The sequence below is a fragment of the Kribbella sp. CA-293567 genome (genome assembly GCF_027627575.1).
In the GTDB taxonomy this organism is placed as follows: domain Bacteria; phylum Actinomycetota; class Actinomycetes; order Propionibacteriales; family Kribbellaceae; genus Kribbella.
On record NZ_CP114065.1, the window covers coordinates 3,119,308 to 3,142,600 of the forward strand.

A 23,293-nucleotide genomic window follows, 5' to 3' on the forward strand; every position below is an offset into this window, starting at 1 on the left:
TGGAACCTCACCGGCTCGGGAATCGCTCTCGTCCAGGTCATCCGGCCTGGCCGCGGCTCCGGCCCTCGACTCTGGCTCCGCTCCGGCTCCGGTCCGGTCGCAGCTCAAACTCCGGTAGCAACTCCGACTCCGACGACTCAACCTCCGGCGCCATCCCCACCCACCCCACCCCTGAACACCGACTCCCCAAGACCGTCACCGAGGATTTCCCACCCGGTGACGCAGCGCACTGGTCGGTCGGAGTAGCTGATCGGGCAAAGAGGGTGTCCCTGCGGCCAGGACTGTGCTAGTTGCGCGATAAGGTCCCTGGGTACCCGGGGTCTCGGGACAGGCCAGTCGAACGGAAGGCGGATCGTAATCATGAGCGTCGGTGAAGTCGCGGGGCTGATAGCGGCCTGCGCGCTGCTCATCCTGGTGGGCCTGCTGGCCTATCCGATCCTGAAGCTCGGCAAGGTGTTCGACGAGACGCGGATCATGGTCAAGGGCGTCTCGGACTCCAGCGTGCCGCTGCTCGGCGAGGTGACCACCACGGTCGCCACCACGAACGCGCAGCTGGCGAAGGTGGACACGATCACCGACAACGCCACCACCGTGACAACCAACGCGGCGGCCCTCGCGTCTTTGTTCGCGGCGACCGCTGGCGGTCCGCTGGTGAAGGCGGCCGCGTTCACGTACGGCGTGCGCAAGGCCCTGGGCGAGGGGCAGCGCCGGGACGTGTCCCGCCGGGTCAAGGACGAGATGAAGGCCGATCGCAAGGCGAAGAAGCGGGGTGAGGTGTGATGAAGCGGATCCTGTGGCTGATCATCGGGGTCGCGGTCGGCGTCTACGCCGTCACCCGGCTGAAGAAGCGGGCCCAGCAGCTTGCGCCGGACAGCCTGCAGCAGTCGGCCGAGAAGGTGGCCAGCGCGATCCGGCACTTCGGCGACGAGGTGCGGGCCGGGATGGCCGAGCGGGAGACCGAGCTGCGCGACGCGCTCGGGATCGACACAGCAGCAGACCAGAACACTTCAACACAGCGTGAGGACTACCGGTAACACCCATGGAGACCAGTGAAGTTCGCCGGCGGTTCCTGAACTACTTCGAGGAGCGCGACCACACGGTGGTGCCGAGCGCGCCGCTGCCCTCGCCCGACCCGAACCTGTTGTTCAACGTGGCCGGGATGGCGCAGTTCGTGCCGTACTTCGTCGGCCAGCAGACGCCGCCGTACCAGCGCGCCACCAGCGTGCAGAAGTGTGTCCGGACCCTCGACATCGAGGAGGTCGGCAAGACCACCCGGCACGGCACGTTCTTCCAGATGAACGGCAACTTCTCCTTCGGTGACTACTTCAAGGAGCAGGCCGTCCAGTACGCCTGGGACCTGGTCACCAAGTCGCAGGCCGACGGCGGCTACGGCTTCGACGAGTCCGTCCTGTACGCCTCGGTGTACTACGAGGACGACGAGGCGATCGACATCTGGAAGCGGGTCGCCGGGCTGCCCGACGACCGGATCGTCCGGCTCGGGATGAAGGACAACTTCTGGTCGATGGGCATCCCGGGTCCGTGCGGCCCGTGCTCGGAGATCCTGATCGACCGCGGCCCGCAGTTCGGCGCCGACCGGGACTGGGAGGCGGGCGACCGCTACCTGGAGTTCTGGAACCTGGTCTTCATGCAGAACGTCCGCGGTGAGGGCGGCGGCAAGGAGGGCTACCCGATCCTCGGCGAGCTGCCGAAGAAGAACATCGACACCGGGCTGGGCCTGGAGCGGGTCGCGTACCTGCTGCAGGGCGTCGACAACATGTACGAGATCGACGAGATCTTCCCGGTGATCGAGAAGGCGTCGGAGCTGAGCGGCCGCAAGTACGGCGCCGACCAGGTCGACGACGTGCGCTTCCGGGTGATCGCGGACCACGTCCGCAGCGCGCTGATGCTGATCGGCGACGGCGTCACCCCGGGCAACGAGCAAGGCGGCTACGTACTGCGCCGGCTGCTGCGCCGCTCGATCCGGTCGATGCGCCTGCTCGGCTACGAGGACCCGAGCCTGGTCGAGCTGCTGCCGACCAGCCTGGAGCAGATGAGGAAGTCGTACCCCGAACTGGCCGCCGACTTCCCGCGGATCAGCCAGATCGCGTACGCCGAGGAGGAGGCCTTCCGGCGTACTCTCACCGCCGGGACGAGCATCTTCGACCTGGCCGTGAAGAACGTGAAGGCCCAGGGCGGCGCACATCTGGCCGGCAACCAGGCGTTCCAGCTGCACGACACCTACGGCTTCCCGATCGACCTCACCGTCGAGATGGCCTCCGAGCAGGGGCTGCAGGTCGACACCGACGGCTTCCGGTCGCTGATGAAGGAACAGCGCGACCGGGCCAAGGCCGACGCGCGGGCGAAGAAGGCCGGCCACGCCGACACCTCGGGGTACCGGGAGCTGCGCGAGAAGGGCGTCACCGAGTTCACCGGGTACGACGAACTCGCCACCGACTCGCAGCTGCGCGGCGTCCTGCGCGACGGCGTCGTGGCCACTGCCGCCGAGCAGGGTGAGACCGTCGAGGTGGTGCTGGAGAAGACCCCGTTCTACGCGGAGTCGGGTGGTCAGATCGCCGACGAGGGTCTGATCGTCGGCGACGGATTCAAGCTGAAGGTGCTGGACGTCCAGCGGCCGGTCAAGGGTCTGATCGTGCACCGCGTCGAGGTGGTCGAGGGCGCCGTCCGGCCAGGCCTGGACGTGCACGCCCAGGTCGACAAGGAGTGGCGGATCTCTGCTTGCCAGGCGCACTCCGGCACGCACGTGGTGCACGCGGCGCTGCGGCAGGTGCTCGGCCCGACGGCGTTGCAGAGCGGTTCGTACAACAAGCCCGGTTACCTGCGGCTCGACTTCGCCTGGTCGTCGGCGCTGGACCAGGCGACCCGTAGCGAGATCGAGGAGGTCGCCAACCTCGCGGTCCGGCAGGACCTGTCGGTCTCCGCGCAGTACATGTCGCTGCCCGAGGCACGGGAGTGGGGTGCGCTGGCGCTGTTCGGCGAGACCTACGACGACTCGGTCCGGGTGGTCGAGATCGGCGGTCCGTGGTCGCGTGAGCTCTGCGGTGGCACGCACGTCAAGCACTCCTCGCAGGTCGGCGCGCTGACCGTGACGAGCGAGTCGTCGGTCGGTGCGGGAGTTCGCCGGCTGGAGGCGTTCGTCGGGATGGACGCGCTGCACTACCTGGGCCGCGAGCGGGCGCTGGTCCGGCTGCTCTCGGAGAACCTGAAGACGCGGCCGGAGGAACTGCCGGCGAAGGTGGCCGACCTGGCCGAGCGGCTGCGGGTCGCCGAGAAGGAGCTGGAGAAGGTTCGCGCCGGTCAGGTGCTGGCCGCCGCGGCCGAGCTGGCGAAGGCGCCGCGGGATGTCTTCGGTGTCGCGTACGTCGGTCACCGGGCGCCGGACGGCGTGAACGGCGGTGACCTGCGCAAGCTGGCGCTCGACGTCCGCGGCCGGATGCCTGCCGACAAGCCGGCCGTCGTCGCCGTGCTGAGCGTCAACGACGGCAAGCCCGCGGTGGTGATCGCGCTGAACGACATCGCCCGCGAATGGCGCCTGAAGGCCGGCGACCTGGTCCGTACCGCGGCCGAGCAGCTCGGCGGCCGAGGTGGCGGCAAGGACGACGTCGCCCAGGGCGGCGGCACCGACCCGGCAGGCTCGGACAAGGCCCTCAGCGCGGTCGAACACGCCATCGGTCACCTGGTCACCGGCGGATCGTGAACCGCTCCCGCCCCCTGACGACGCCGCGCCGCGCTGCTCCGCAGCGCGGCGCCGCGGTCAACAGCAGGAGTGCGCGCTCCGCAGCCACCCTCCTTGCTGATCCGCGCTGTGGTCGGGGCGGGGCGAGGCTCGTGCGCGGTTCGCGGTTGTGCTGTTGGCCCCCAGTGGGGGCAAACTAGTGCGCCGCGGGGTTCGGGTCGCGCTCGACGTCGGTGATGCCAGGATCGGTGTCGCCAGCAGCGATCCGCACGGGATCCTTGCGACGCCGGTGGAGACTGTGAAGGCGGGAGCGGGTGCTCTCGAGCGGATCGCCGGCCTGGTGGCCGAACTGGAGGCGTTCGAGGTGGTGATCGGGTTGCCGCGATCGTTGTCCGGTGGCGAAGGGCCGGCGGCGGTGAAGATCCGGACGACGGCGGCTCAGCTCGACGAGCTGCTGCGGAAGGTGAGCTCGACGGTGGAGCTGCGGCTGGTGGACGAACGGTTCACCACCGTCACCGCCGAGCGGATGCTGCGGGAACGGGGTAAGAAGGGCTCCAAGCGGCGGGCCGTGGTGGACCAGGCCGCGGCGGTCGTGATTCTGCAACACGCGCTCGACTTCGAGCGTGAGACCGGCAACCCACCCGGGAGGCCCCTGTGAACGGAACATCGGTGAACGAAGACCGTGGCGATCGAACCGAAGACCTGAACGACCACCTCGGCCTGCGGCCGGAGAGCCGGGTCGAACGCCGGGCGAACCGGCGCAAGACCCGGGCCCGGCGCGGCTTCGGCTGCTTCGCCGGCCTGGTCTCCCTGGTCGTCGTGGGTGCCCTGATCGGCGGTCTGGTGATCGGCTTCGGCAAGGGCCGGGACGCGATCGAGAAGGTGTTCGCAGCGCCCGACTACGAGGGCGCCGGTACGGCGGAGACGGTCACCGTGGAGATCGCCTCCGGGCAGAGCTCGCAGGCGATCGCCGACACGCTGGAGAAGAAGGGCGTGGTGAAGAGTGCCAAGGCCTTCGAGCGGGTCGCCCGGGACGATCCGCGCTCGAAGAAGATCCAGGCCAACACGTACACGCTGAAGAAGGAGATGTCGGCCCAGTCGGCGCTCGAGCTGCTGCTCGACACCGCCAAGTCGGTGCTGGTCACCCGCTTCACCATCCCGCCCGGCCGGACCAAGGCCGAGATCGTCAAGGCCCTGCAGAACGCCAAGGCGGTCAAGCTTCCGGCCGGCGCCGCGCAGGCCGCGATGAACCGCCCGCAGACCCTCAAGCTGCCGGCCTACGCGAAGAACGACCCCGAGGGCTTCCTGATGCCCGGCACCTACGACATCCCCAAGGACGCGAACGCGAACCTGGTACTGCGGATGGCGACGGCCGGCTTCGCCAAGGCGGCGGCGGAGCTGAACCTGACCGCGACGGCCAAGCGCAAGAAGCTCGACCCGTACCAGGCGGTGATCGTGGCCAGCATCATCGGCGCCGAGACCAACCGCAAGCAGGACTACGGCAAGGTCGCCAGGGTGATCTACAACCGGCTGCAGTCCAACTCCAAGCTGCAGATGGACTCCACCATCCATTACATCACCGGCCGCGACGGCAAGGTCTTCACCTCCAAGGAGCAGCGCGACACCGAGTCGCCGTACAACACCTACCTCAACCGCGGGCTGCCGCCGACGCCGATCAACTCGCCGGGCAAGGAGCTGCTCAGCGCGGCGCTGAACCCGACGCCGGGCAGCTGGAAGTACTTCACGCTGGTCAACCTCGACACCGGTGAGACGGTCTTCGCGACCACCGGCGAGGAGCACCAGAAGAACGTCGAGAAGCTGCAGGCGTGGTGCCAGGCGCACAAGGGCCGGTGCTGAGCCGATGACCCGATGTGCGGTGCTCGGGCAGCCGATCGCGCACTCGCTGTCGCCGGCCATGCACCGGGCGGCGTACGCCGAACTCGGGCTCGACTGGCGCTACGACGCCTACGAGGTGGCCGAGGACGAACTGCGGTCTTTCCTGAGCACGCTGGGCGACGACGTCCGTGGGCTGTCCCTGACGATGCCGCTGAAACGGGTCGCGCTCGACCTCGTCGACACCGTCGATCCGGTCGCCGAACTGATCGGCGCGGCGAACACGATGCTGTTCGAGGCCGACGGCTCCCGCTCGGCGCACAACACCGACGTACCGGGTCTGATCGCGGCCTTCGCCGAGCGGGGGATCACCGCCGCGGACACCGCCGTCGTGCTGGGTGGGGGAGCGACCGCCGCGTCGACCCTGGCCGCGCTGCGGGGACTGAAGGTCAGCGAAGTGACGCTGGTCGTGCGCGATCTGGCGAAGGCCGAGCGGCTGCTGGATCTCGCGGCCGAGCTGGGACTGAAGACGTCGGCCACCGACTTCGGCAAGGTCGAGGAGATCGGTGGCTTCGATCTGTGCGTCTCCACTCTGCCCGGGGGTGCGGTCGACCAGTGGGCGGAGCACTTCGCCCAGGTGGCCCCGGTGGTCTTCGACGTGGCCTACCACCCGTGGCCGACGCAGCTCGCGCTGGTGGCGCACCGGATCGGTACAGAGCTGTTGAACGGCCTTGACCTGCTCGTGCATCAGGCGACCCTTCAGGTGGAGATGATGACGGGAAGGTCGCCTGCGCCCTTGGCGGCGATGAGAGCCGCCGCGCGCGAGGAGCTGAACGATCGTGAGCCCAGTTGACCGCCGTACCGTCCTGAAGGCGGGCGGCGCAATCGCTGCGCTCGCCCTGACCGGCGCTGCCGAGGTGTTGCCGGCCGGTGCCGGGGCGGGCAACCTCGCCGGCGCGACCGCTGGGCCCGACTGGGCCGGCTTCCAGAAGAGCATCAAAGGCACCGTGTACCTGCCGGGCAAGCCCGGCTACCCGACTGTCCGGCAGCTCTTCAACCCGCGATGGGACACGATCGCTCCGGCCGGCGTGGTGCGGACGGCCAACGCGACCGACGTCCAGAAGGCGATCAACTTCGCTCGCAAGAACAAGCTTGTCTCGGTACCGAAGAGCGGCGGCCACTCGTACGTCGGAGCCTCGACGGTCAGCAAGGGCCTGGTGGTGGACGTCAGCGCGATGCGCTCGATGAGCTACTCGGGCAACGTGCTCACCGTCGGTGCCGGCGCCAAGCTGTACGACGTGCACGCGTTCCTCGACAAGTACGGCAAGTCCCTGCCGACCGGCACCTGCCCGACGGTAGGGATCGCGGGTCTCACCCTCGGCGGGGGTATGGGCGTGCACACCCGGGCGTTCGGCCTGACCTGCGACCGGATCCAGTCGCTGGGCGTGATCACCGCCGATGGTGTCGCCCGCAACGTCAGCGCCACCTCCGACCCGGACCTGTTCTGGGCGCTGCGCGGTGGTGGTGGCGGCAACCTCGGCATCGTCACGTCGTTCCGGCTGATCACGATCCCGGCAGCGAAGCTCGGCTTCTTCCGGCTGACCTGGCCCGAAGCCAAGGCCGCGGACGTCGTCCGCGGCTGGCAGAAGTTCGCCGTCGCGGCCCCGATCGCCTCCTGGGGCAATCTGCACATCGATGCCAAGAGCAACGGAACGCTCTCGATCCACGTGCTCGGCATCTCCACCACCGGCAACGGCGCGGCCGCGGCAGCGGAGCTGGAGTCGTACGTCGGTTCCAAGGCGGCCACCCGGTCGTTCGCGGTCCGCAGCCACATGGAGGCGGTCAACTACCTCGGTGGCGGCGCGACCAGCCCCCGTCAGGGTTTCCTGGCCGGGTCGGACGTCCTGAAGCCGATGAGCGCGCCGACCATCACCGCCCTGCTGGGCGCGGTGAAGGCGGCTGCCCGGGTGAAGCTCCCCGCTTCGGCGATCCTGGATCCGCTGGGCGGCCAGTCGGCGAAGATCCCGTCGGGTGGCTCCTCGTGGGGTCACCGCTCCGCGGTCGGCGTCGTCCAGTGGTACACCGGGCTGGCCGCGCATCCGACCTCGGCTCAGCTCAAGGCGGCGCAGACCTTCATCAGCAACGGCCACAAGGCGGTCCGCCCGTCGACGGCCGGTGGCTACGTCAACTACGTGGAGACCGGCCGCTCGGTCAGCACGTACTACGGCGCCAACTACGCCAGGCTGCAGGCGGTGAGGAAGAAGTACGACCCCACCAACTTCTTCCACAACGCCTACACGATCGCTTGAACGGACCGTTGGGGCACTAGCCTTCGGGCCATGAAGCTGTGGCGGTCGGTGGCCGGTGTGCTGGTTCTCGCGTTCCTGGCGGCGGGTGTCTCGCCTGCCTGGGCGTGCGCGTGCGGTGGCTACCTGCCGGACGCCGACTCGCGCGCCAAGGTGTTCGGGGAGAACGCGCTGGTCCGTCACGACGGCAGCCAGGAAGAGATCGTGCTCTCGATGTCGGTGCAGGGCCAGTCGCGCAAGGCCGCCTGGATCATGCCGGTGCCGGCGGCCGCGAAGGTGGAGCTCGGCGACGAGGACCTGTTCTCCCGGCTGCAGTCGATGACCCGGCCGAAGGTCGTCACCCGCAAGACGTACTGGCCGTTCCGCGATCTGGGCATCATGGGCAGCCGCCGCGGCGAGGGTGGTGCTCCGACGGCTCCGGGGGCCGGCGTGAACGTTCGCGAGCAGATGCGGGTCGGTCCGTTCGAGGTCGCCCGGCTGAGCGGCTCGAGCGGCACGGACGTGACCGCCTGGCTGACCAGCAACGGGTACGCCGCACCCGCGAGCCTGGCCACCAACCTGACGCCGTACCTGGCCGAGAAGTGGGAGATCGTCGCGGTCAAGCTCGCCCCGCAGGACGTCGGCACACCGATGACCGGCTCGACCCCGCCGCTGCGCCTGACCTTCGCCTCGCCGCGGATCGTCTACCCGATGCGGCTGAGCAAAGGCGCGACGACCGCGCAGACGGTGACCGTGTACGTCGCCGCGCCGTACCGGGTGGACGCCTCGAAGCTGCCTGACCCGAACGTGAAGCCCGAGCTGCTGTATGCCGGCCGCCTCGAAGGCGAGACCTCCCCGGCCCTGGCGGCGCCCCGCTCTTCCTTCCTCACCGCCTACTCGGTGACCTATCGCGAGCCCGAGCGCATCACCGACGACTTCGTCTTCACCCAGGCCGCTACCGACGACGAGTTCCAGCGAGTTCGCTATGTGACCAGGAACGACGGTCTGCTGAGCACGGCCGCGGTGCTCTTCGGCGGAGTGCTCCTGATCGGAGTCGGCGCCGCTGTGATCGCCCGCCGCCTGGTGCGTCGCCGGTAATCCACAGGCACGCTCGATCGGCGGACATCGGCAGCTCCTGATCGTCTAGGCTCCTGGATCGTGTCGGGTGACAACGCGGTGATCGCCGCCGGGATCGGTGTGGTGCTCTGTGGAGCGGCCGCGTTCGTGCTCGGCCCGTGGCTGATGCGCCGCATCCCCGAGCCTGTGCTGGAGGAAGGCGACAGCAAACCGCTGTACGCCGAGCTGGCGGGGCAGGGCTTTGCCACCAGGGCGGCGTACTGGTGTGGCGCGACAGCGGCGGTTGCCGGTGGACTGCTCGGCTGGACGCTCGGCACCTCGGCCGGGCTGGCCGCATGGCTGGTGCTGGCGGTTGCCGGAGCGGTGCTCGGCTACATCGATGCCCGGACGAGATACCTGCCGTCGGCGATCATCTGGCCGACGTACCTGCTGGTCGGTGTCGCATTGGTTGCGGCAGCGCTGATGACAGGGGAGTGGGGATCGCTGCGCCGGGCCGCGATCGCGGGGGTGATCGGTTTCGGGGTGTTCTACCTGCTCTGGTCGGTGTTCAAGCGAGGCGTCGGGTTCGGTGACGTCCGGCTGTCCGGCCTGCTGAGCATGGCTCTGGGCTGGCTGGGCTGGGGCGAGTTCGTCCTCGGTCTGTACGGCGGGTTCTTCCTCGGTGCGGCGATCGGGATCGTCCTCACGGCGGCGAAGGTGTTCCAGCGCAAGCAGTTGTTCCCGTTCGGCCCGTTCATGCTGGTCGGCGCGCTCGTCGGCGTACTGGCCGGTGAGCCACTGGCCCGCTGGTACGTCGGCTGAGGTTCATGGCCTCGGCCAGAATCCGCCGGCCTCCCAGCGGTGCCTGGACACCTCCTCGACCCGCTGGTGCAAGGACAGCTCCCGGCAGTTCCGCAAGGCCTGCTCGAACGCTGCCGGCAACCGGCCGGACAGTTCGCCGCTCGCCGGGACCTCGACCGTCGCGGGCGCTTCGATGCCCTCGGCCAGGACCTTCAGGCGTTCTCCGGCGGCCATCAGCAGGCGGGGATCCAGATCGGCCAGCAGGTCTTCCAGCTCGTACTCGACCTTGTGCTCGTCGCGCGGTACGCCGATGTTCACGCTGGTGGCCGGCGTCGGCCCACAGTTCTCGCCGACGTGGTAGTAGCTCGACGGCCAGTAGAGCAGGTCGCCGGGCTCGACCTCGACCGCGAACGACGTGGGCAGGAACCGCTGGTAGTCCACTACTGTGCTGACCGGATCGGTCCACGGCCGTTCCGCCCAGAAGCGCATCCGTTTGCGTTCGCGCAGACCGAACATGAAGGTCGCGAAGCGGTCCTTGTGCACACCGACCGGGCTGTTGTCGTAATTCCCGTGGAACATTGTCGTGATCGCGCCGGTGAGCGGCAGTCCGACCTGTTCCCAGAGGCTGGCGAAGAATTGCCGTTCCCGCTGCCACATTTCCCGGTCGAAGGCGTGCAGGACGCTGACGATCAGCGCGTAGCCGCGGTCGTCCAGCACCGGCTTCAACCGGGCCTCGTACTGATCGAAAGTCCGGTCGGCCGCTGCCGGCAGCAGCAGGTCGTTCCCGCCGTGCACGGTGCGCTCGATCGTGAACTGCGCCGTCGGCGCCCGTTGTCCGCCGTACTCGGCTTCCTGCGCGCCGACGGCGGCAGCGAACACCTCCTCGGCCACGAAGGGCGGCGGTTGCACGCCACGGATCAAAACCGGACGCCGATCCCAGTAGAGCTGGGCGAACTCGGCCCAGTCCAGCTTGTCCGTGATCGCCAGTTCGCTCACGGAGTCACCACCTCCACGGCTCGCAGAGCATGCAGTCTCCGCACCAAAGGCAGGTAGGCGTCGTCGCGGACGGCGAACTCACCGTCGCGCAACTCGGCCAGTAGTTCGTCACCACCGCCGACGGTGAAGGCGTGCCCATTGACGGCCCACAGGAACTTGTCGTCGTCGGGTTGCCGATACACCCGCGCGACTGACCGGACCCGCTGCCCAGGCACCAGGTCGGACCGCCGAGGCGCCGGCACAGGCTCCAAAGCTCCCGCGCTGATCCGCTTGGCCCACTGGACCCGCAGACTCCGCTCGATCGCCGGGCTGTGACTCAACTCGGCCATCCTGGCCGCTGTCTCCTGGTACGGCGACATCACCTGGTCCGCCTCGGACAGGGGCAGATAGGGGGCGGCAGCCGTTCCGCGTCGACGCTCCAGATTCGCGATCAGGAGTCTGACGACCTCTTCGGCCGCCAGTTTGCCGTCGGTCGGCAGCAGCAAGCGCAGCCACAGGCAGCCCGAACCGCTGATCTCGGCAGTACCTGGCGGCCAGGACAGGAGGTCGCCTGCCTCACCCGTCAGAGTTTCCCCGTCCACCTGCGCGGTCAGTTGGCCGTCCAGTGCCCAGACCAGACTGTGATAGCCCGGCGTGCTCTGCTGCCAGGGCAGCCCGCCGGACACCACCAGGTCGCAGGACACCGGCGCGACCGGTACGCCGATCAGTTGCCAGAGCGGTTCGATCAACGCGCGGACCTGCGACCAGAGTGGGTAGCCGAGCATCAACGGTTCCCGCACGGCCAGCACGAACGGCTCGGCGCCGACCCGGCCCAGGTACTCCTGCAGCGACGTGTCAGTAGGTCCGGGGAGCAACTCGCCTGGCACGCCGACCCGTCCCGGTGCACGCAGAAAGCGGACGTCGGGCAGCGTCCGGAACCTCGAACCGTGCCGGAAAGGTTCGGCCGCCGCGACCACCGCGTCGTACGCCGCTTGCCCGCTGATCGGAGAGGCATCGCCCCGCAGGCGCAGGGCTGTGGTCTGCCAGGGCTGTGCGACGTACGTCGTCCAGTCGGTCATGCATCCTCCGCCATCTCGGTTGTCGTCGTCGCGTGTGGAAACCGCTGTTGTAGCCGGGCGGCGTAGGCGGCCAGTGGCTCGAGACCGACAGCCGAACGACGTTCGTCGACGGTGCCGGGGTCTTCCAGCGCGCACGGCACCAGCCGGCCGTCCACGGTCCGGAACTTGGTGCCGTAGACCTGCGGCCGGTCTTCGGCCAGCCGCAGGGTGTCGGTGAGATAGGCGACCTGCGAGCGGGGTACGTCGACCGCTGCGGTCAGCAACTCCAGGCAACTCCGCTGGAAATCGGCCTGGTCATCAAGATGCTGAACGAGCCGGCAGGCCGCGTCGGCGGCGTCCTCGCCGACGAGCAGTGGCCCTGGCCACCCGTGCTGCTCGATCACCTGTCGCAGCCAGGTCGAAGCGACTGTGGTCAGTTTGGCCAGCCGCTCGGCGATCGCCTCGTCCTGGAACGCGCCGTCGGCCCACGGTCCGCGCCAGCTCGCATCGACGGCGTCGACCTTCAGCAGACGCTCGCGGATCGCGGCGAGTTCGTCGAGTGCCGACAGTCGGAGCTTGAGCTTCTGTCCGTGCCACTGGTAGATGAATCGCCGGTTCGCCTCTGGCCAGTCGAAGCCGACCGCGCCGTGTTCGGGATCGCGCACGACGAGGTGGGCGTGCTCGTCGATGAGCTGGATCGGCTGCTCAGCGATCGGGGTGACGGCGTCGCGAAGGGCGACACCCAGCCGGGACAGGGTGAGCCCGCCGGCCCAGTCGAGTGGCGGTGGGACTTCGTGCCCTGTTTCGACTGAGGCGCCGGTGGCTGGATCCCAGTGCTTCAGTGGGCCGCCTCGCAGGGAGCGGTAGAAGTACGGGACGTCGTACCGCAGGAACTGTTCGCGCTCGGCCGGGATGAAGTCGTCCGGCGGTGCGGCGCCGGTCAGCAGGAAGTCGTCGAGAGGCTCGGTGTAGCCGGAGGTGGAACGGAGCAGTACCCGGGTGGTGGCCGGCTGCTCGAGGACGGCCTGCAGCTTCGGCACGTTGCCGACCAGCAGCGTCCAGGCGTCGAACATGCCGCGGAGGAACCGGGTCGGGTAGGCGCCGTACCCGAGCTGTCCTTCTCGGTCGGCGACCACCGTCCGAGTCTCTTGCCGTGCCCAGGGCGCGGACCGCGGCCGGGTGGCAAGGGCAGTCGCTCGCCCGGCCGCGTCGGTCCCGACTTCGACCAGGCAGAGAGTCGGGCCGTCCAGAGCGCAGAAGCGAGGCTCGCTCTCCAGTCCGACATGATGATGCGGAGTATCCGGGCCGCCGACCAGGCCGGTCTCGGGCAGCCTGCGCACCTCGACCAGGGCCAGTTCCAGGTCGATCGGATACATCAGCGGTTGGGGTTGCCCCGGCCGGACACCGACGGCCAGGTTGCCTTCGGCGAGGTCGGTGATGCCGAATCCGAAGCAGGCCGCCGTCAGGGAACCGGCCCGATGCCAGAAGACCCCGGCGTCGTCGAGCCGCGCACCGGACAACGAGTTGCCGGCCCGCTGTCGGAGTACTCCCCACTGAGCCGGCGGCTCGATCCACTCTTGCCACGAGTAGGTTCCGTCGCCGGGCAGCTGCTCCATCAAGGGCAGCAGGATCGACCCTGACGCCGGTGGCAGCTCGTTCAGCAGCGCGAAGACGGACGATTGCCGAGCAAGGAAGAGCCGGTCGACATCGGCGGGCCGTGGCTTGTAGGCGACGCTGCGGCCGTCGGAGAAGTCCACCCGGAGTACGCGTTGGCGGCCGTTGTGCGTCTCGCCGTCGTGCGCGGTCAGGCCGGTCACCGGAAATTGCGCGTCGAACCAGAGCCGGTCCGCGTCGGCCGGCAACCGCTCCAGAAACGTTCGCAGGAAGGCGAGGAACCGAACGCCCTCGGCCCGCGGGTTGTACCGGGACGCGCTGTCCGCGCCGCCCAGACAGGCCAAGAAGGCCGATCCGGTCAGCGGCCCGAACAGCGCGCCGTTGAGCGGTTGGAGAACGCCCTCCGCCAGGACGCCAGGGAAGGTGGAACGCAGCTCGGTGCAGCCGTTGGCCAGGGTGGCCAGCAGCTCGAGTAGGCCCGAGAAGTCCGGGCGGGCGAGGAGTTCGGCGACCAGGTCGGCGTCGGCCCGACCGGACAGGTGCCGTTCGGCCCTGATCAGCCCGTCGGCGTCGACGGCGACGATCGGTGGCAGAACCCCGTTGGCGCGCCCGGCCCGGATCGCGGACACCAGTGCGGCGCCGGCCTCCGGAGTCATGGCGGAGAGGCTCCCCACTAGTCGACGAGGCAGTAGACCCCGTGGCAGGTGCCGCGGGTGGCGACTCCGTCGGTTTCGGGCAGGTCGGACTCCAGCTCGCCGATGGTCAGATCGAATTCGCGGGTGATCTCCACGTTTCCTCCTTGAGATGGGTTCGCCGGAACGGTCGGCCCCGGCGCGAACATCAGTACTGACGAGCCGCCGGCCGGCAAAGTTGCCGGCTGGCAGGAAGTGGCCACGAGGAGTCACCGGATTCGATCTCGGTCGAAGTGATCGGTGGATCTCGGAAATCCGTCTGCTGGCGGATGCCGCGCGGTTCGCGCCTCCCTAGTGTCGATCCATGCCACCAGTGAGCCGAAGGGGCCTGTTGTCCGGCGGTATCGCCGCCGGTGCCGCCCTGAGCATCCCGACCGCCACCGCCACCGCCACCGCCACCGCCACCGCCACCGCCACCGCCACCGCCACCGCCGCTGTCACCACCACCGCCACCTCGGGCAGCGGCAAGATCCGGCCGAACGACGCCCGCTACCAGGATCTCGTACAGCGAGGCACGAACCGGCGGTTCGTCGCCCGGCCCGAGTACGCGCGGGTGATCCGCTCCGCCGAGGACGCCGTCCAGGCCGTGCAGGAAGCGGTCCGCGCGAACAAGCGGATCGCGGTCCGCGGCGGCGGGCACTGCTTCGAGGACTTCGTCGACCACAGCGACGTCGAGGTGCTGCTCGACATGTCGCAGTACGACGAGGTCACCTTCGACGAGCGCTACCACGCCTTCTCCATCGGCGCCGGCGCGACGCTCGAGACCGTCTACAAGGCGCTCTTCTACGGCTGGGGCGTCACTGTTCCCGGTGGCGGCTGCCTGGGCGTAGGGGTCGGCGGGCACTTCAGCGGCGGCGGGTACGGGCCGCTGTCGCGCAAGTACGGCTCCGTCGTCGACCACCTGTACGGCGTCGAGGTGGTCGTGGTCGACGCTCGCGGTCGCGCTCGCGCGGTGGTGGCGACCAGGGACAACCAGTACAAGGATCTGTGGTGGGCCCACACCGGCGGTGGTGGCGGCAACTTCGGGGTGATCGTCCGGTACCTGATGCGCAGCGTCGGTGCCCGTGGCTCGGACCCGGCAAAATTGTTGCCCAAGGCACCTGCTTCGCTGCTGTCCAGTGTGCTGGTCTACGACTGGAAGACGGTGACCCAGGCGGGGTTCGTCCGGACACTGCGCAACTGGTTCGACTTCTTCGAGGCGAACAACAGCGCCGGTTCGCCGTACTCGACGCTCTACAGCCCGTTCATCCTGACCCCGGTCAAGGCCGGGAACTTCCTGCTGTCCACCCAGCTGGACGCAGCGGTGCCGAACGCGGCCGGCCTCATGAAGGCGTTCAACGCGGCGATGACCGCGGGGATCTCCGATCCGGCGCCGCAGCTGATCGAGGTACCGGAGGGGCCGTTCCTGCGCCTGACGATGCAGCGGTCGATCGCCGAGGACCTCGCGCCGGCCCGCGGCAAGTTCAAGGCGGCCTATCTGCGCAAGGGGTACTCCGACGCGCAGCTGAACGTGCTGTACCGCAATCTCAGCGACCCGGAGTCGGTGGTCGCGCCGGGATCGTCGGTCCTGCTGATCCCGTACGGCGGCCAGGTGAACACGGTGCCGCCGGCCGCGACGGCGACCGTCCAGCGTGACGTGGTGGCGAAGATGGTGATGACCGCGAGCTGGGAGGACCCGACGCAGGACGAGGCGCAGATCGGGTGGGCCCGAAAGCTGTACTCCGACCTGTACGCCGAGACCGGCGGCGTCCCGGTGCCGAACGCAACCAATGCCGGCTCCTACATCAACTACCCGGACGTGGATCTCGCCGATCCGCGGTACAACAAGTCCGGGGTGCCGTGGAGCGAGCTGTACTACCAGGGCAACTACGCGAGGTTGCAACGCGTGAAGGCGACCTGGGATCCGCGGAACGTCTTCCGGCACAAGCTTTCGATCGAACCGGACTACCAGCCTGGGTAGCGGGTGGTCCAGCCGGTCTGCGGGCCGTAGTCGCCGTGCAGTTGGCCGGCCTGGGTCAACTCCAGGACGAAGTCGTCCGCCAGTTGCAGGATGGTGCCGCGGCCCTCGAGGCCGAAGACGAGCGCTGCCGGGAGAGCGGTCTCTCCGTGCAGTGCTCCGAGGAGGTTGCCGCAGATCGATCCGGTGGAGTCGGAGTCGCCGGAGTGCGTGACCGCAAGCGCCAGTGCGTCGAGGAACTGGGCCGGCTCGGGATAGGCCAGAGCGCAGTACACGCCGATCGCGAGCGCTTCCTCGGCGATCCAGCCGCCGCCCAGCGACTCCACCGTGGCAGGTCCGGGGGTGCGGTCACCCGCTGCGAGTTCCCGCGCCTTCGCGAGCGCGGTACTGGTTTCCTCGTGGCCTGATTGGGTCGCGAGGACGGCCTGGGTCGCGTCCAGGGCGGTGTCCAGGTCGGCGCCCTGGTTGAGCTGGTTGACGATCGCGGCGAGGGCACCGGAGGCCAGCTTGCCGGTGACATGACCGTGGGTGTAGCCGGCTGCCTCAGCTGCCGACTTGAAGATCCAGTTGAGGTCGGAGGTGGGGAGCAGGCCGAAAGGGGCGACTCGCATCACGCCCCCGCAGCCCTTGGAGTCGTTGGCAGCCTGCGCGCCGAACTGGGCGATCCGGTCACCGCCTTTACGCGCCTCGGTCAGTGCGGACAGGCAGGTGTTGCCGGGAGCACGCCGTGCGTACAACCACTGCTCGGAGTGCAACCAGCCGTCACGCTCGCCACTGGGACCAGGCAGCAGTTGGGTGTCCAGCCAGCGATCGTAGGCGTGGTGCACGACCGCGACCGTGAACCCGATTCCCCGGTCGGTGCGGACCCCGGCCCGGATCAGTCCTTCGACCGTGAACAACGTCATCTGGGTGTCGTCGGTGATCGTTCCGGCCGGCCATCCCGCGCCGCCGTCCACGAACTCCCGGACCCCGCCGGGGTGCGCGGCGACGATCGCCGCCGCGTCGGTGAACTCCACCGGTCCACCCAGCGCGTCCCCGATCGCCCCACCCAGCAGACACCCCCGGACCCGCGCCCGGTAAGCCTCGTCGTCGGCCCGTGTCATCGGTGTCTCCCAGTTGTCATCGGTAACGGTGGTAGCGCTAGCACTACCTCAAGACGGGACCCAAGGCCAGTTCGTTCCACTCGGCCGGCGAATAGCGTCGTACTCACCGAGCAACGAACTCCGGGAGGACACGATGACCACCAAGCTGCGCCGCACCGTCGCCAGGGCGGCCGGCACGGGCCTGGCCATCCTCGTACTGGGCGGTGCCGCGGCCGGCGGCGCCAGTGCCGCCCTGCCGCAGAACCAGAGCAGCTGCGCCGCGAACCCGGTGGCCCGCGCCCTCGATGTCGCGCTCTCCGTCCGCAGCGCGCTGGATCCGGACCGCGCCACCACCTGCTGACCGCCGACGGATGGCGAGACTGCCGCCGGGGCGGCCCGGTCGGCATGGGAGGATTGCGGCATGCTGCGCTGGCTCACCGCCGGCGAGTCGCACGGACAAGCGCTCGTCGCCGTACTCGAAGGTCTTCCCGCAGGCGTCCAGGTCACCACGGATCACGTGGCCGACGCCTTGGCTCGTCGTCGTCTCGGTTACGGCCGTGGCGCCCGGATGAAGTTCGAACGGGACGAGGTGACGTTCCTGGGCGGGTTCCGGCACGGGCTCTCACTGGGCAGTCCCGCGGCGATCCAAGTCGGCAACACGGAGTGGCCGAAGTGGGAGCAGGTGATGTCCGCGGACCCGGTCGATCCCGAGGTGCTGGCCGACCTGGCCCGCAACGCGCCGCTGACCCGCCCGCGGCCCGGCCACGCCGACCTCGCGGGGATGCAGAAGTACGGCTTCGACGAGGCCCGCCCGGTGCTGGAGCGGGCGAGCGCGCGCGAGACGGCGGCCCGGGTGGCCCTCGGTGAGGTCGCGGCCAGGTTCCTGCGGCAGGCGTACGGCGTGACGATCGTCAGCCATGTCGTCGAGCTCGGCACGGTCAAGGCGCCGTACGGCGTGATCCCGTCGATCGACGACCTGGCCCGGCTGGACGCGGACCCGGTCCGCTGCCTGGACGCGGACGCGAGCAAGCAGATGGTGGCCGAGATCGACCAGGCGCAGAAGGCCGGTGACACTCTCGGCGGCGTCGTCGAGGTGATCGTCGACGGCCTGCCGCCGGGTCTCGGCAGTTACGTGCACTGGGACCGCCGGCTGGACTCCAAGCTGGCCGGCGCGCTGATGGGCATCCAGGCGATCAAGGGCGTCGAGCTCGGCGACGGCTTCGAGCTGGCCCGTACGCCGGGCTCGAAGGCGCACGACGAGATCGTCGCCGACAACGGTGAGGTCCGCCGGACCAGCGGCCGCTCCGGTGGAACCGAAGGTGGTATGAGCACGGGGGAGACGTTGCGCGTGCGCGCGGCGATGAAGCCGATCGCGACCGTGCCGCGGGCGTTGCGCACGATCGACACCGTCACCGGTGAGGCGGCGGCCGCCCACCACCAGCGGTCCGACGTCTGCGCCGTACCGGCCGCGGGCATCGTCGCCGAGGCGATGGTCGCGCTGGTGCTGGCCGACGTGTCGATCGAGAAGTTCGGTGGCGACTCGGTCGCCGAGACGTCGCGCAACCACAAGTCCTATCTGGCGAGCCTGCCGGCCACGATCACCCCGCGCGAGTGGAGCGCCGAGTGAGCGACGCCGTACCAGGCTCCGCTCCGGGCACGGGCTCGCGCGGGCCGGCCGTCGTACTGGTCGGACCGCCCGGTTCGGGAAAATCGACGGTCGCCGAGCTGCTCGCCGCCAAGCTCGGCAAGCAGCACCGCGACACCGACACCGATGTCGTGAACACCGCGGGCAAGCCGATCTCGGACATCTTCGTCGATTCCGGTGAGCCGGCCTTCCGGGCACTGGAGCGGGCCGCGATCGTGGCGGCGCTGGCCGCCGACGACGTCGTCCTGTCGCTCGGTGGCGGCGCGATCCTGGACGCGGACACCCGCGCCGAGCTGGTCGGTCACACCGTCGTGTACCTCGAGGTGTCGGTCGGTGAGGCGGCCAAGCGGGTTGGTCTGGGCGTCGCCCGGCCGCTGCTGCTCGGCAACGTCCGGACCCAGCTGAAGAACCTGATGGACGCCCGCCGGCCGCTCTACGCCGAGGTCGCCAAGCACACGGTCAGCACGGACGGCCGGACGCCGCAGGAGATCACCGACGAGATCGTGGAGCAGCTCGGATGACCGACCCGTCCACCGGCCGGCCCACCGAACCCACCGCTGAACCCATCGACGGGGCCCGCCGGATCCGGGTGGCCGCCGCCGCGCCGTACGACGTTGTCATCGGCAACAATCTGCTCGGCGAACTGCCCGGCCTGCTGGGCGACGACGTCCGCCGGGTCGCCGTGATCCACCCGCGCGCCCTGCGGACCAGCGGCGACGCCATCCGGGACGACCTGGTCGCCGGCGGCTTCACCGCGCACGCGATCGAGATCCCGGACGCCGAGGAGGCCAAGTCCGCCGAGGTGCTGGCGTACTGCTGGTCGGTGCTCGGGCAGGCGGGGTTCACCCGGTCCGACGCGATCGTGTCGATCGGCGGTGGGACGACCACCGACCTGGCCGGCTTCGTCGCGGCGACCTGGCTGCGTGGCGTCAAGGTCGTGCACATCCCGACGACGCTGCTCGGCATGGTCGACGCGGCCGTCGGCGGCAAGACCGGGATCAACACGGCCGAGGGCAAGAACCTGGTCGGCGCGTTCTGGGAGCCGGCCGGGGTGCTGTGCGACCTGGCCGCGCTGGAATCCCTGCCCCGCAACGACTATGTCAGCGGTCTGGCCGAGGTGGTGAAGTGCGGCTTCATCGCCGATCCGGTGATCCTGGACCTGGTCGAGGCCGACCCGGAGGGGTCGTCGTCACCGGCGTACCGGCACACCGAGGAACTGATCGCCCGCTCGATCCAGGTCAAGGCGGACAGCGTCGGCGCCGACCTGCGGGAGAAGACCACCACCGCCGGCGGCCAGATCGGCCGGGAAGCCCTGAACTACGGTCACACCCTCGGTCACGCGATCGAGCGGGTCGAGCGCTACAAGTGGCGGCACGGCGCGGCGATCAGCATCGGAATGGTCTTCGTCGCCGAGCTCGCGCGCGCCGCCGGCAAGCTCGACGACGCGACGGCGGACCGGCACCGCGCCGTACTGGAGTCGCTCGGACTGCCGGTGCGCTACCGCGCCGACGCCTGGCCGCACCTGCAGGACGCGATGAAGCTCGACAAGAAGACCCGCGCCGACCGGCTCCGCTTCGTGATCCTGGACTCGCTCGCCAAGCCCACGATCCTCGAAGCCCCGGACCCGGGCCTGCTCGTCGCCGCCTACGCCGAGATCAGTTGAGGTAGCAGTCGCTCCTCGTCTCGACGAGTCTTGCCGAACTGCCGCCCGGGAGTGCCGAAGTCAGGCCTCGCTTCCCCTCAGCTGGGGCGGCAGGGGGCGGGAGTGCAGGACGTCGAGGCGCGACACCGCTCGGGTCAGGACGACATAGAGGCGGTTCAGTCCTCGGGGTTCGGCGTCGATGATCGCGGCGGGCTCGATCACGATCACGTGGTCGTACTCCAGGCCTTTGGCCAGGGACGCGGGTACGACGGCGACCCGGCCGTCGCCCTCGGCCTCGATGGTGTCGATGCCGTCGAGTCGGAGGGCATCGCGGAGCTGGTCGATCGCGTCGTCGGTGGCGATCACGCCGATCGAGCCGTCCTCCTTCAGGGCCGCTCGGACGGCGTCGGTACAGGCGGTGGTGAGGTTGTCGCTGTGCTGGACGGTGAGGCGGCCGTCGGCGCGGAACGACCTGGCGGGCGGTACGTCGACGCCGAGTCCTTCGAACAACCTGTTCGCGAACTCGACCACCACAGCGGGAACGCGGTACCCGGTGGTCAGGGCGATCACGGTGCTGTCCGGTTTGCCGAGGTGGGTGAGTTGCTGCGGCCAGTCGCGGGCGGCCCACGGTGTCGTCCCTTGGGCGAGGTCGCCGAGGACGGTGATCGAGCCGTGCTCGCTGCGCCGGGCGATCGCGCGGCACTGCATGGGGGAGAGGTCCTGGGCCTCGTCGATGATCACGTGCCCGTAGGAGGGGCCGCGCTCCAGTAGCGCTCTCGCTTCGTCCAGCAGGACCGCATCGGCCGCGGTCCACTGAGCGCTTTTCGCTTTGCGTGGACGCTTCCAGGCGATCGCTGCCTGTTCCTCACCAGAGAGCAGGTCCCCGGCAGCCGCGGCGAGCATCGCGTGATCGCTGAGTAGGTCGGCCAGCAGATCCTCTGCCCTGACCGCCGGCCAGACCGCGTCGACGGCGGGCATCACTGCACGATTCATCTTGCGCAGCCAGCTGCCGTTGCAGTTCTGTCCGCGGGCCTCGGCCTGACGCTGCAACACGGCGACGAGCCGCGAGATCACCCGGTCCCGACCCAGGTTGTACGTCGCTGCCTCCTGCCGGGCGTCGTCGACCAGCTGCTCGAACTCGGGCTGGTTCACCCGCCACCGATAGGAGCTGTCCGGTACGACGACAGCCTCGGCCGGTGGACGGAGGCGGTGGTAGAGCGCTGCCCGGAGAACCTCGGCCATCCGCGGATCCTGTTTCACCCGCGCGGCGGCCAGTTCGTCGGTAGCGCGGACCGGGTGCTGCTTGCCGGTCAGCAGTTCCTCGATCGTGGTCTGCTCGACGTCCACCTCGCCGAGCGTCGGCAGCACCGCAGAGATGTAGTGCAGAAAGGCCCGGTTCGGACCGAGTACCAGTACGCCGTTGCGCTGCAACCGGGCGCGGTGCACGTACAACAGATACGCCGCCCGATGCAGTCCGACCGCGGTCTTTCCCGTCCCCGGAGCCCCTTGCACACAGAGCGATTCGGCCAGTTCCGCCCTGACCAGCACGTCCTGCTCCGGCTGGATCGTCGCCACGATGTCCCGCATCGGTCCGGTTCGGGGCCGCTCGATCTCCGCTCGCAGGATGCCTCCGAGAGCTGTACCGGCGAGATCGGCCTGGTCCAGGTGCTCGTCCTCGTACCCGGTCAGCGTGTCCTCGGACCAGCCGAAGCGGCGCCGGGTGCTGACACCGAAGCGGTTCGCCGGACTCGCGCGGTAGAACGAGGTGGAGACGGGGGCTCGCCAGTCGATCACCAGCGGCGGCCGGCCGATCGCGTCGGAGATGTGCCGCCGGCCCAGATAGTACGTCTGGTGGCGGTGCTCGCCGGCGCTCTCGTCGGTGCCGTAGCCGATCAGCCCGAAGAACGGCGGCCCCGCCCCCTCGTCTCCGAGCTCCCGCGCCAGGCTCTTCAGGTAGTACCCGAGTCGCTCGGCCGTGTACCGATCTCCCCAGGTCACTTGGCCGACCACCACGTTCTCCCGCGCCCCGGCGATCATCGCCTGTAGCGCCACCCGGCAGCGCTCGGCGTACTTCCGCTCCTCGTCGAGTCCGCGCATCCGTTGCTCCTTGAAAAGCTTGACTCGGTTAACTGATTGACCAGGTTAACATTTGCTATGGTCAGGGCATGACCGGACTGCGGGACCGTAAGAAACAGCAGACGCACGAGGCGCTTTCCCAGGCGGCGATCGAGCTGTTCCTCAAGCGTGGCTTCGACCAGGTGTCGGTAGCGGACATCGCGGCCGCCGCGGACGTCTCCAAGCCGACCCTGTTCAAGTACTTCGCCACCAAGCAGGACCTCGCGCTGCACCGGATCGCCGACCACGCCGGCGAGGCCGCCCGAGTCGTCACCGCCGCCCGAGCCGCAGCCGGCGGCGCCGGGTCTGGGACGGGCGCTCGCTCCGGCGCCGGGTCCGCGACTGGTGCTCGCGCCGGGGTCGCAGTCGGCGCCAGATCCGCAGCCGGCGCCGGGTCCGCGACGGACGCACGCGCCAGGGTCGCAGTTGGCGCCAGATCCGAAGTTGGCGCTCGCGCCGGGTCTGCTTCGTCGGTTGATCCGGTGGAGGTTCTGCGCGACCACTTCGTCGACGGACTCAAGCGCCGGGACCCGGTCACCGGCCTCAACGACGATCCGGAGGTGCTCGCCTTCCATCGCCTGATCTTCGAGACTCCGGCGCTGGCGACCCGGCGGCACCAGTTCGTTGCGGCGGATCAGGCGGCACTCGCGGCGGTGCTGACCGACCAGCTGGGCAGCGTCCTGGCCGCCGAGCTGGCTGCCGCGGACCTGATCTCCACCCAGCACGTTCTGGCCCGCCGCAACTGGACGGTCCTCAACTCCGGAATCGCCGCCGATACGCAGTACCGGACCGCGCTCGCCGAGGCCAAGCAGGCATATCAGCGGCTGCTCCGCCGCTGAAGCGA

General features: G+C 69.5%; 20 protein-coding genes. 15 read left to right on the forward strand and 5 right to left on the reverse strand.

Annotation, left to right across the window (positions count from 1 at the left end; translation table 11 throughout):
- Positions 1–360: 360 nt before the first annotated feature.
- From OX958_RS14740 to OX958_RS14780, 9 genes are all read left to right on the forward strand, one after another.
- A complete protein-coding gene (locus tag OX958_RS14740) occupies positions 361–780 on the forward strand; it encodes a DUF948 domain-containing protein (RefSeq protein WP_270138108.1) in 420 nt (139 codons plus the stop codon).
- The gene (locus tag OX958_RS14745) at positions 780–1,034 is read left to right on the forward strand and encodes a DUF6167 family protein (protein ID WP_270138110.1); all 255 of its coding nucleotides are present in this window, start codon (positions 780–782) and stop codon (positions 1,032–1,034) included. Before OX958_RS14740 ends, OX958_RS14745 begins: the two co-directional genes overlap by 1 nt.
- 5 nt (positions 1,035–1,039) lie before the next feature.
- Positions 1,040–3,715, forward strand: a complete 2,676-nt coding sequence (gene alaS / locus OX958_RS14750; RefSeq protein ID WP_270138112.1) for an alanine--tRNA ligase — start codon at positions 1,040–1,042, stop codon at positions 3,713–3,715.
- Between the two features lie 178 nt (positions 3,716–3,893).
- A complete protein-coding gene (gene ruvX, locus OX958_RS14755) occupies positions 3,894–4,352 on the forward strand; it encodes a Holliday junction resolvase RuvX (RefSeq protein WP_270138114.1) in 459 nt (152 codons plus the stop codon).
- A gap of 11 nt (positions 4,353–4,363) precedes the next feature.
- The gene (mltG, locus tag OX958_RS14760) at positions 4,364–5,551 is read left to right on the forward strand and encodes an endolytic transglycosylase MltG (protein ID WP_270138116.1); all 1,188 of its coding nucleotides are present in this window, start codon (positions 4,364–4,366) and stop codon (positions 5,549–5,551) included.
- A 4-nt stretch (positions 5,552–5,555) separates the two neighbouring features.
- Positions 5,556–6,380, forward strand: coding sequence for a shikimate dehydrogenase (locus tag OX958_RS14765; protein ID WP_270138118.1), 825 nt, complete (start codon positions 5,556–5,558; stop codon positions 6,378–6,380).
- The gene (locus tag OX958_RS14770) at positions 6,367–7,836 is read left to right on the forward strand and encodes an FAD-binding oxidoreductase (protein ID WP_270138120.1); all 1,470 of its coding nucleotides are present in this window, start codon (positions 6,367–6,369) and stop codon (positions 7,834–7,836) included. Before OX958_RS14765 ends, OX958_RS14770 begins: the two co-directional genes overlap by 14 nt.
- 30 nt (positions 7,837–7,866) lie before the next feature.
- Positions 7,867–8,910 (forward strand): DUF2330 domain-containing protein, encoded by a 1,044-nt coding sequence (locus OX958_RS14775; protein WP_270138122.1) that lies wholly within the window; start codon positions 7,867–7,869, stop codon positions 8,908–8,910.
- 60 nt (positions 8,911–8,970) lie between these two features.
- Positions 8,971–9,690, forward strand: a complete 720-nt coding sequence (locus tag OX958_RS14780; protein ID WP_270138124.1) for a prepilin peptidase — start codon at positions 8,971–8,973, stop codon at positions 9,688–9,690.
- A gap of 3 nt (positions 9,691–9,693) precedes the next feature.
- On the opposite strand, the gene OX958_RS14785 is transcribed toward OX958_RS14780, so the two are convergent.
- Genes OX958_RS14785 through OX958_RS14795 form a run of 3 tightly spaced genes read right to left on the reverse strand, consistent with a single transcriptional unit; the run spans position 9,694 to position 13,972 of the window.
- A complete protein-coding gene (locus tag OX958_RS14785) occupies positions 9,694–10,665 on the reverse strand; it encodes a JmjC domain-containing protein (RefSeq protein ID WP_270138126.1) in 972 nt (323 codons plus the stop codon).
- Complete coding sequence (locus tag OX958_RS14790; protein WP_270138128.1) at positions 10,662–11,723, reverse strand: hypothetical protein; 1,062 nt, start codon at positions 11,721–11,723, stop codon at positions 10,662–10,664. The genes OX958_RS14785 and OX958_RS14790 overlap by 4 nt, the downstream gene beginning before the upstream one ends.
- Complete coding sequence (locus OX958_RS14795) at positions 11,720–13,972, reverse strand: DUF4135 domain-containing protein (protein WP_270138130.1); 2,253 nt, start codon at positions 13,970–13,972, stop codon at positions 11,720–11,722. The genes OX958_RS14790 and OX958_RS14795 overlap by 4 nt, the downstream gene beginning before the upstream one ends.
- A 340-nt stretch (positions 13,973–14,312) precedes the next feature.
- Between OX958_RS14795 and OX958_RS14800 the strand changes: the two genes are divergently transcribed.
- A complete protein-coding gene (locus tag OX958_RS14800; protein WP_270138132.1) occupies positions 14,313–15,968 on the forward strand; it encodes an FAD-dependent oxidoreductase in 1,656 nt (551 codons plus the stop codon).
- On the opposite strand, the gene OX958_RS14805 is transcribed toward OX958_RS14800, so the two are convergent.
- Positions 15,953–17,068, reverse strand: a complete 1,116-nt coding sequence (locus OX958_RS14805; RefSeq protein ID WP_270138134.1) for an ADP-ribosylglycohydrolase family protein — start codon at positions 17,066–17,068, stop codon at positions 15,953–15,955. The two genes, OX958_RS14800 and OX958_RS14805, sit on opposite strands and share 16 nt — an antisense overlap.
- A gap of 133 nt (positions 17,069–17,201) precedes the next feature.
- Between OX958_RS14805 and OX958_RS14810 the strand changes: the two genes are divergently transcribed.
- From OX958_RS14810 to aroB, 4 genes are read left to right on the forward strand one after another with little or no spacing between them, the layout of a single operon-like run.
- Positions 17,202–17,408: a hypothetical protein gene (locus OX958_RS14810; protein WP_270138137.1), complete on the forward strand. Its 207-nt coding sequence runs from the start codon at positions 17,202–17,204 to the stop codon at positions 17,406–17,408.
- Between the two features lie 60 nt (positions 17,409–17,468).
- Positions 17,469–18,674 (forward strand): chorismate synthase, encoded by a 1,206-nt coding sequence (gene aroC / locus OX958_RS14815; RefSeq protein WP_270138139.1) that lies wholly within the window; start codon positions 17,469–17,471, stop codon positions 18,672–18,674.
- Positions 18,671–19,213: a shikimate kinase gene (locus tag OX958_RS14820; RefSeq protein ID WP_270138141.1), complete on the forward strand. Its 543-nt coding sequence runs from the start codon at positions 18,671–18,673 to the stop codon at positions 19,211–19,213. The genes aroC and OX958_RS14820 overlap by 4 nt, the downstream gene beginning before the upstream one ends.
- Positions 19,210–20,355: a 3-dehydroquinate synthase gene (aroB, locus tag OX958_RS14825; protein WP_270138143.1), complete on the forward strand. Its 1,146-nt coding sequence runs from the start codon at positions 19,210–19,212 to the stop codon at positions 20,353–20,355. The genes OX958_RS14820 and aroB overlap by 4 nt, the downstream gene beginning before the upstream one ends.
- Before the next feature lie 60 nt (positions 20,356–20,415).
- On the opposite strand, the gene OX958_RS14830 is transcribed toward aroB, so the two are convergent.
- Positions 20,416–22,431, reverse strand: coding sequence for a HelD family protein (locus tag OX958_RS14830; protein ID WP_270138144.1), 2,016 nt, complete (start codon positions 22,429–22,431; stop codon positions 20,416–20,418).
- Positions 22,432–22,499: 68 nt separating this feature from the next.
- Here OX958_RS14830 and OX958_RS14835 point away from each other — a divergent pair, with 68 nt between their 5' ends.
- On the forward strand, positions 22,500–23,288 hold the full coding sequence (locus tag OX958_RS14835) for a TetR family transcriptional regulator (RefSeq protein ID WP_270138146.1): 789 nt from the start codon (positions 22,500–22,502) through the stop codon (positions 23,286–23,288).
- Positions 23,289–23,293: the final 5 nt, after the last annotated feature.

Coding starts and splice junctions, on each gene's coding strand:
- OX958_RS14800 (WP_270138132.1), top strand. CDS start 14,313: ATGCCACCAGTGAGCCGAAGGGGCCTGTTGTCCGGCGGTATCGCCGCC.
- OX958_RS14790 (WP_270138128.1), bottom strand. CDS start 11,723: ATGACCGACTGGACGACGTACGTCGCACAGCCCTGGCAGACCACAGCC.
- OX958_RS14830 (WP_270138144.1), bottom strand. CDS start 22,431: ATGCGCGGACTCGACGAGGAGCGGAAGTACGCCGAGCGCTGCCGGGTG.
- OX958_RS14835 (WP_270138146.1), top strand. CDS start 22,500: ATGACCGGACTGCGGGACCGTAAGAAACAGCAGACGCACGAGGCGCTT.
- aroC (WP_270138139.1), top strand. CDS start 17,469: ATGCTGCGCTGGCTCACCGCCGGCGAGTCGCACGGACAAGCGCTCGTC.
- aroB (WP_270138143.1), top strand. CDS start 19,210: ATGACCGACCCGTCCACCGGCCGGCCCACCGAACCCACCGCTGAACCC.
- OX958_RS14775 (WP_270138122.1), top strand. CDS start 7,867: ATGAAGCTGTGGCGGTCGGTGGCCGGTGTGCTGGTTCTCGCGTTCCTG.
- OX958_RS14745 (WP_270138110.1), top strand. CDS start 780: ATGAAGCGGATCCTGTGGCTGATCATCGGGGTCGCGGTCGGCGTCTAC.
- OX958_RS14805 (WP_270138134.1), bottom strand. CDS start 17,068: ATGACACGGGCCGACGACGAGGCTTACCGGGCGCGGGTCCGGGGGTGT.
- OX958_RS14810 (WP_270138137.1), top strand. CDS start 17,202: ATGACCACCAAGCTGCGCCGCACCGTCGCCAGGGCGGCCGGCACGGGC.
- OX958_RS14740 (WP_270138108.1), top strand. CDS start 361: ATGAGCGTCGGTGAAGTCGCGGGGCTGATAGCGGCCTGCGCGCTGCTC.
- OX958_RS14795 (WP_270138130.1), bottom strand. CDS start 13,972: ATGACTCCGGAGGCCGGCGCCGCACTGGTGTCCGCGATCCGGGCCGGG.
- alaS (WP_270138112.1), top strand. CDS start 1,040: ATGGAGACCAGTGAAGTTCGCCGGCGGTTCCTGAACTACTTCGAGGAG.
- OX958_RS14765 (WP_270138118.1), top strand. CDS start 5,556: ATGACCCGATGTGCGGTGCTCGGGCAGCCGATCGCGCACTCGCTGTCG.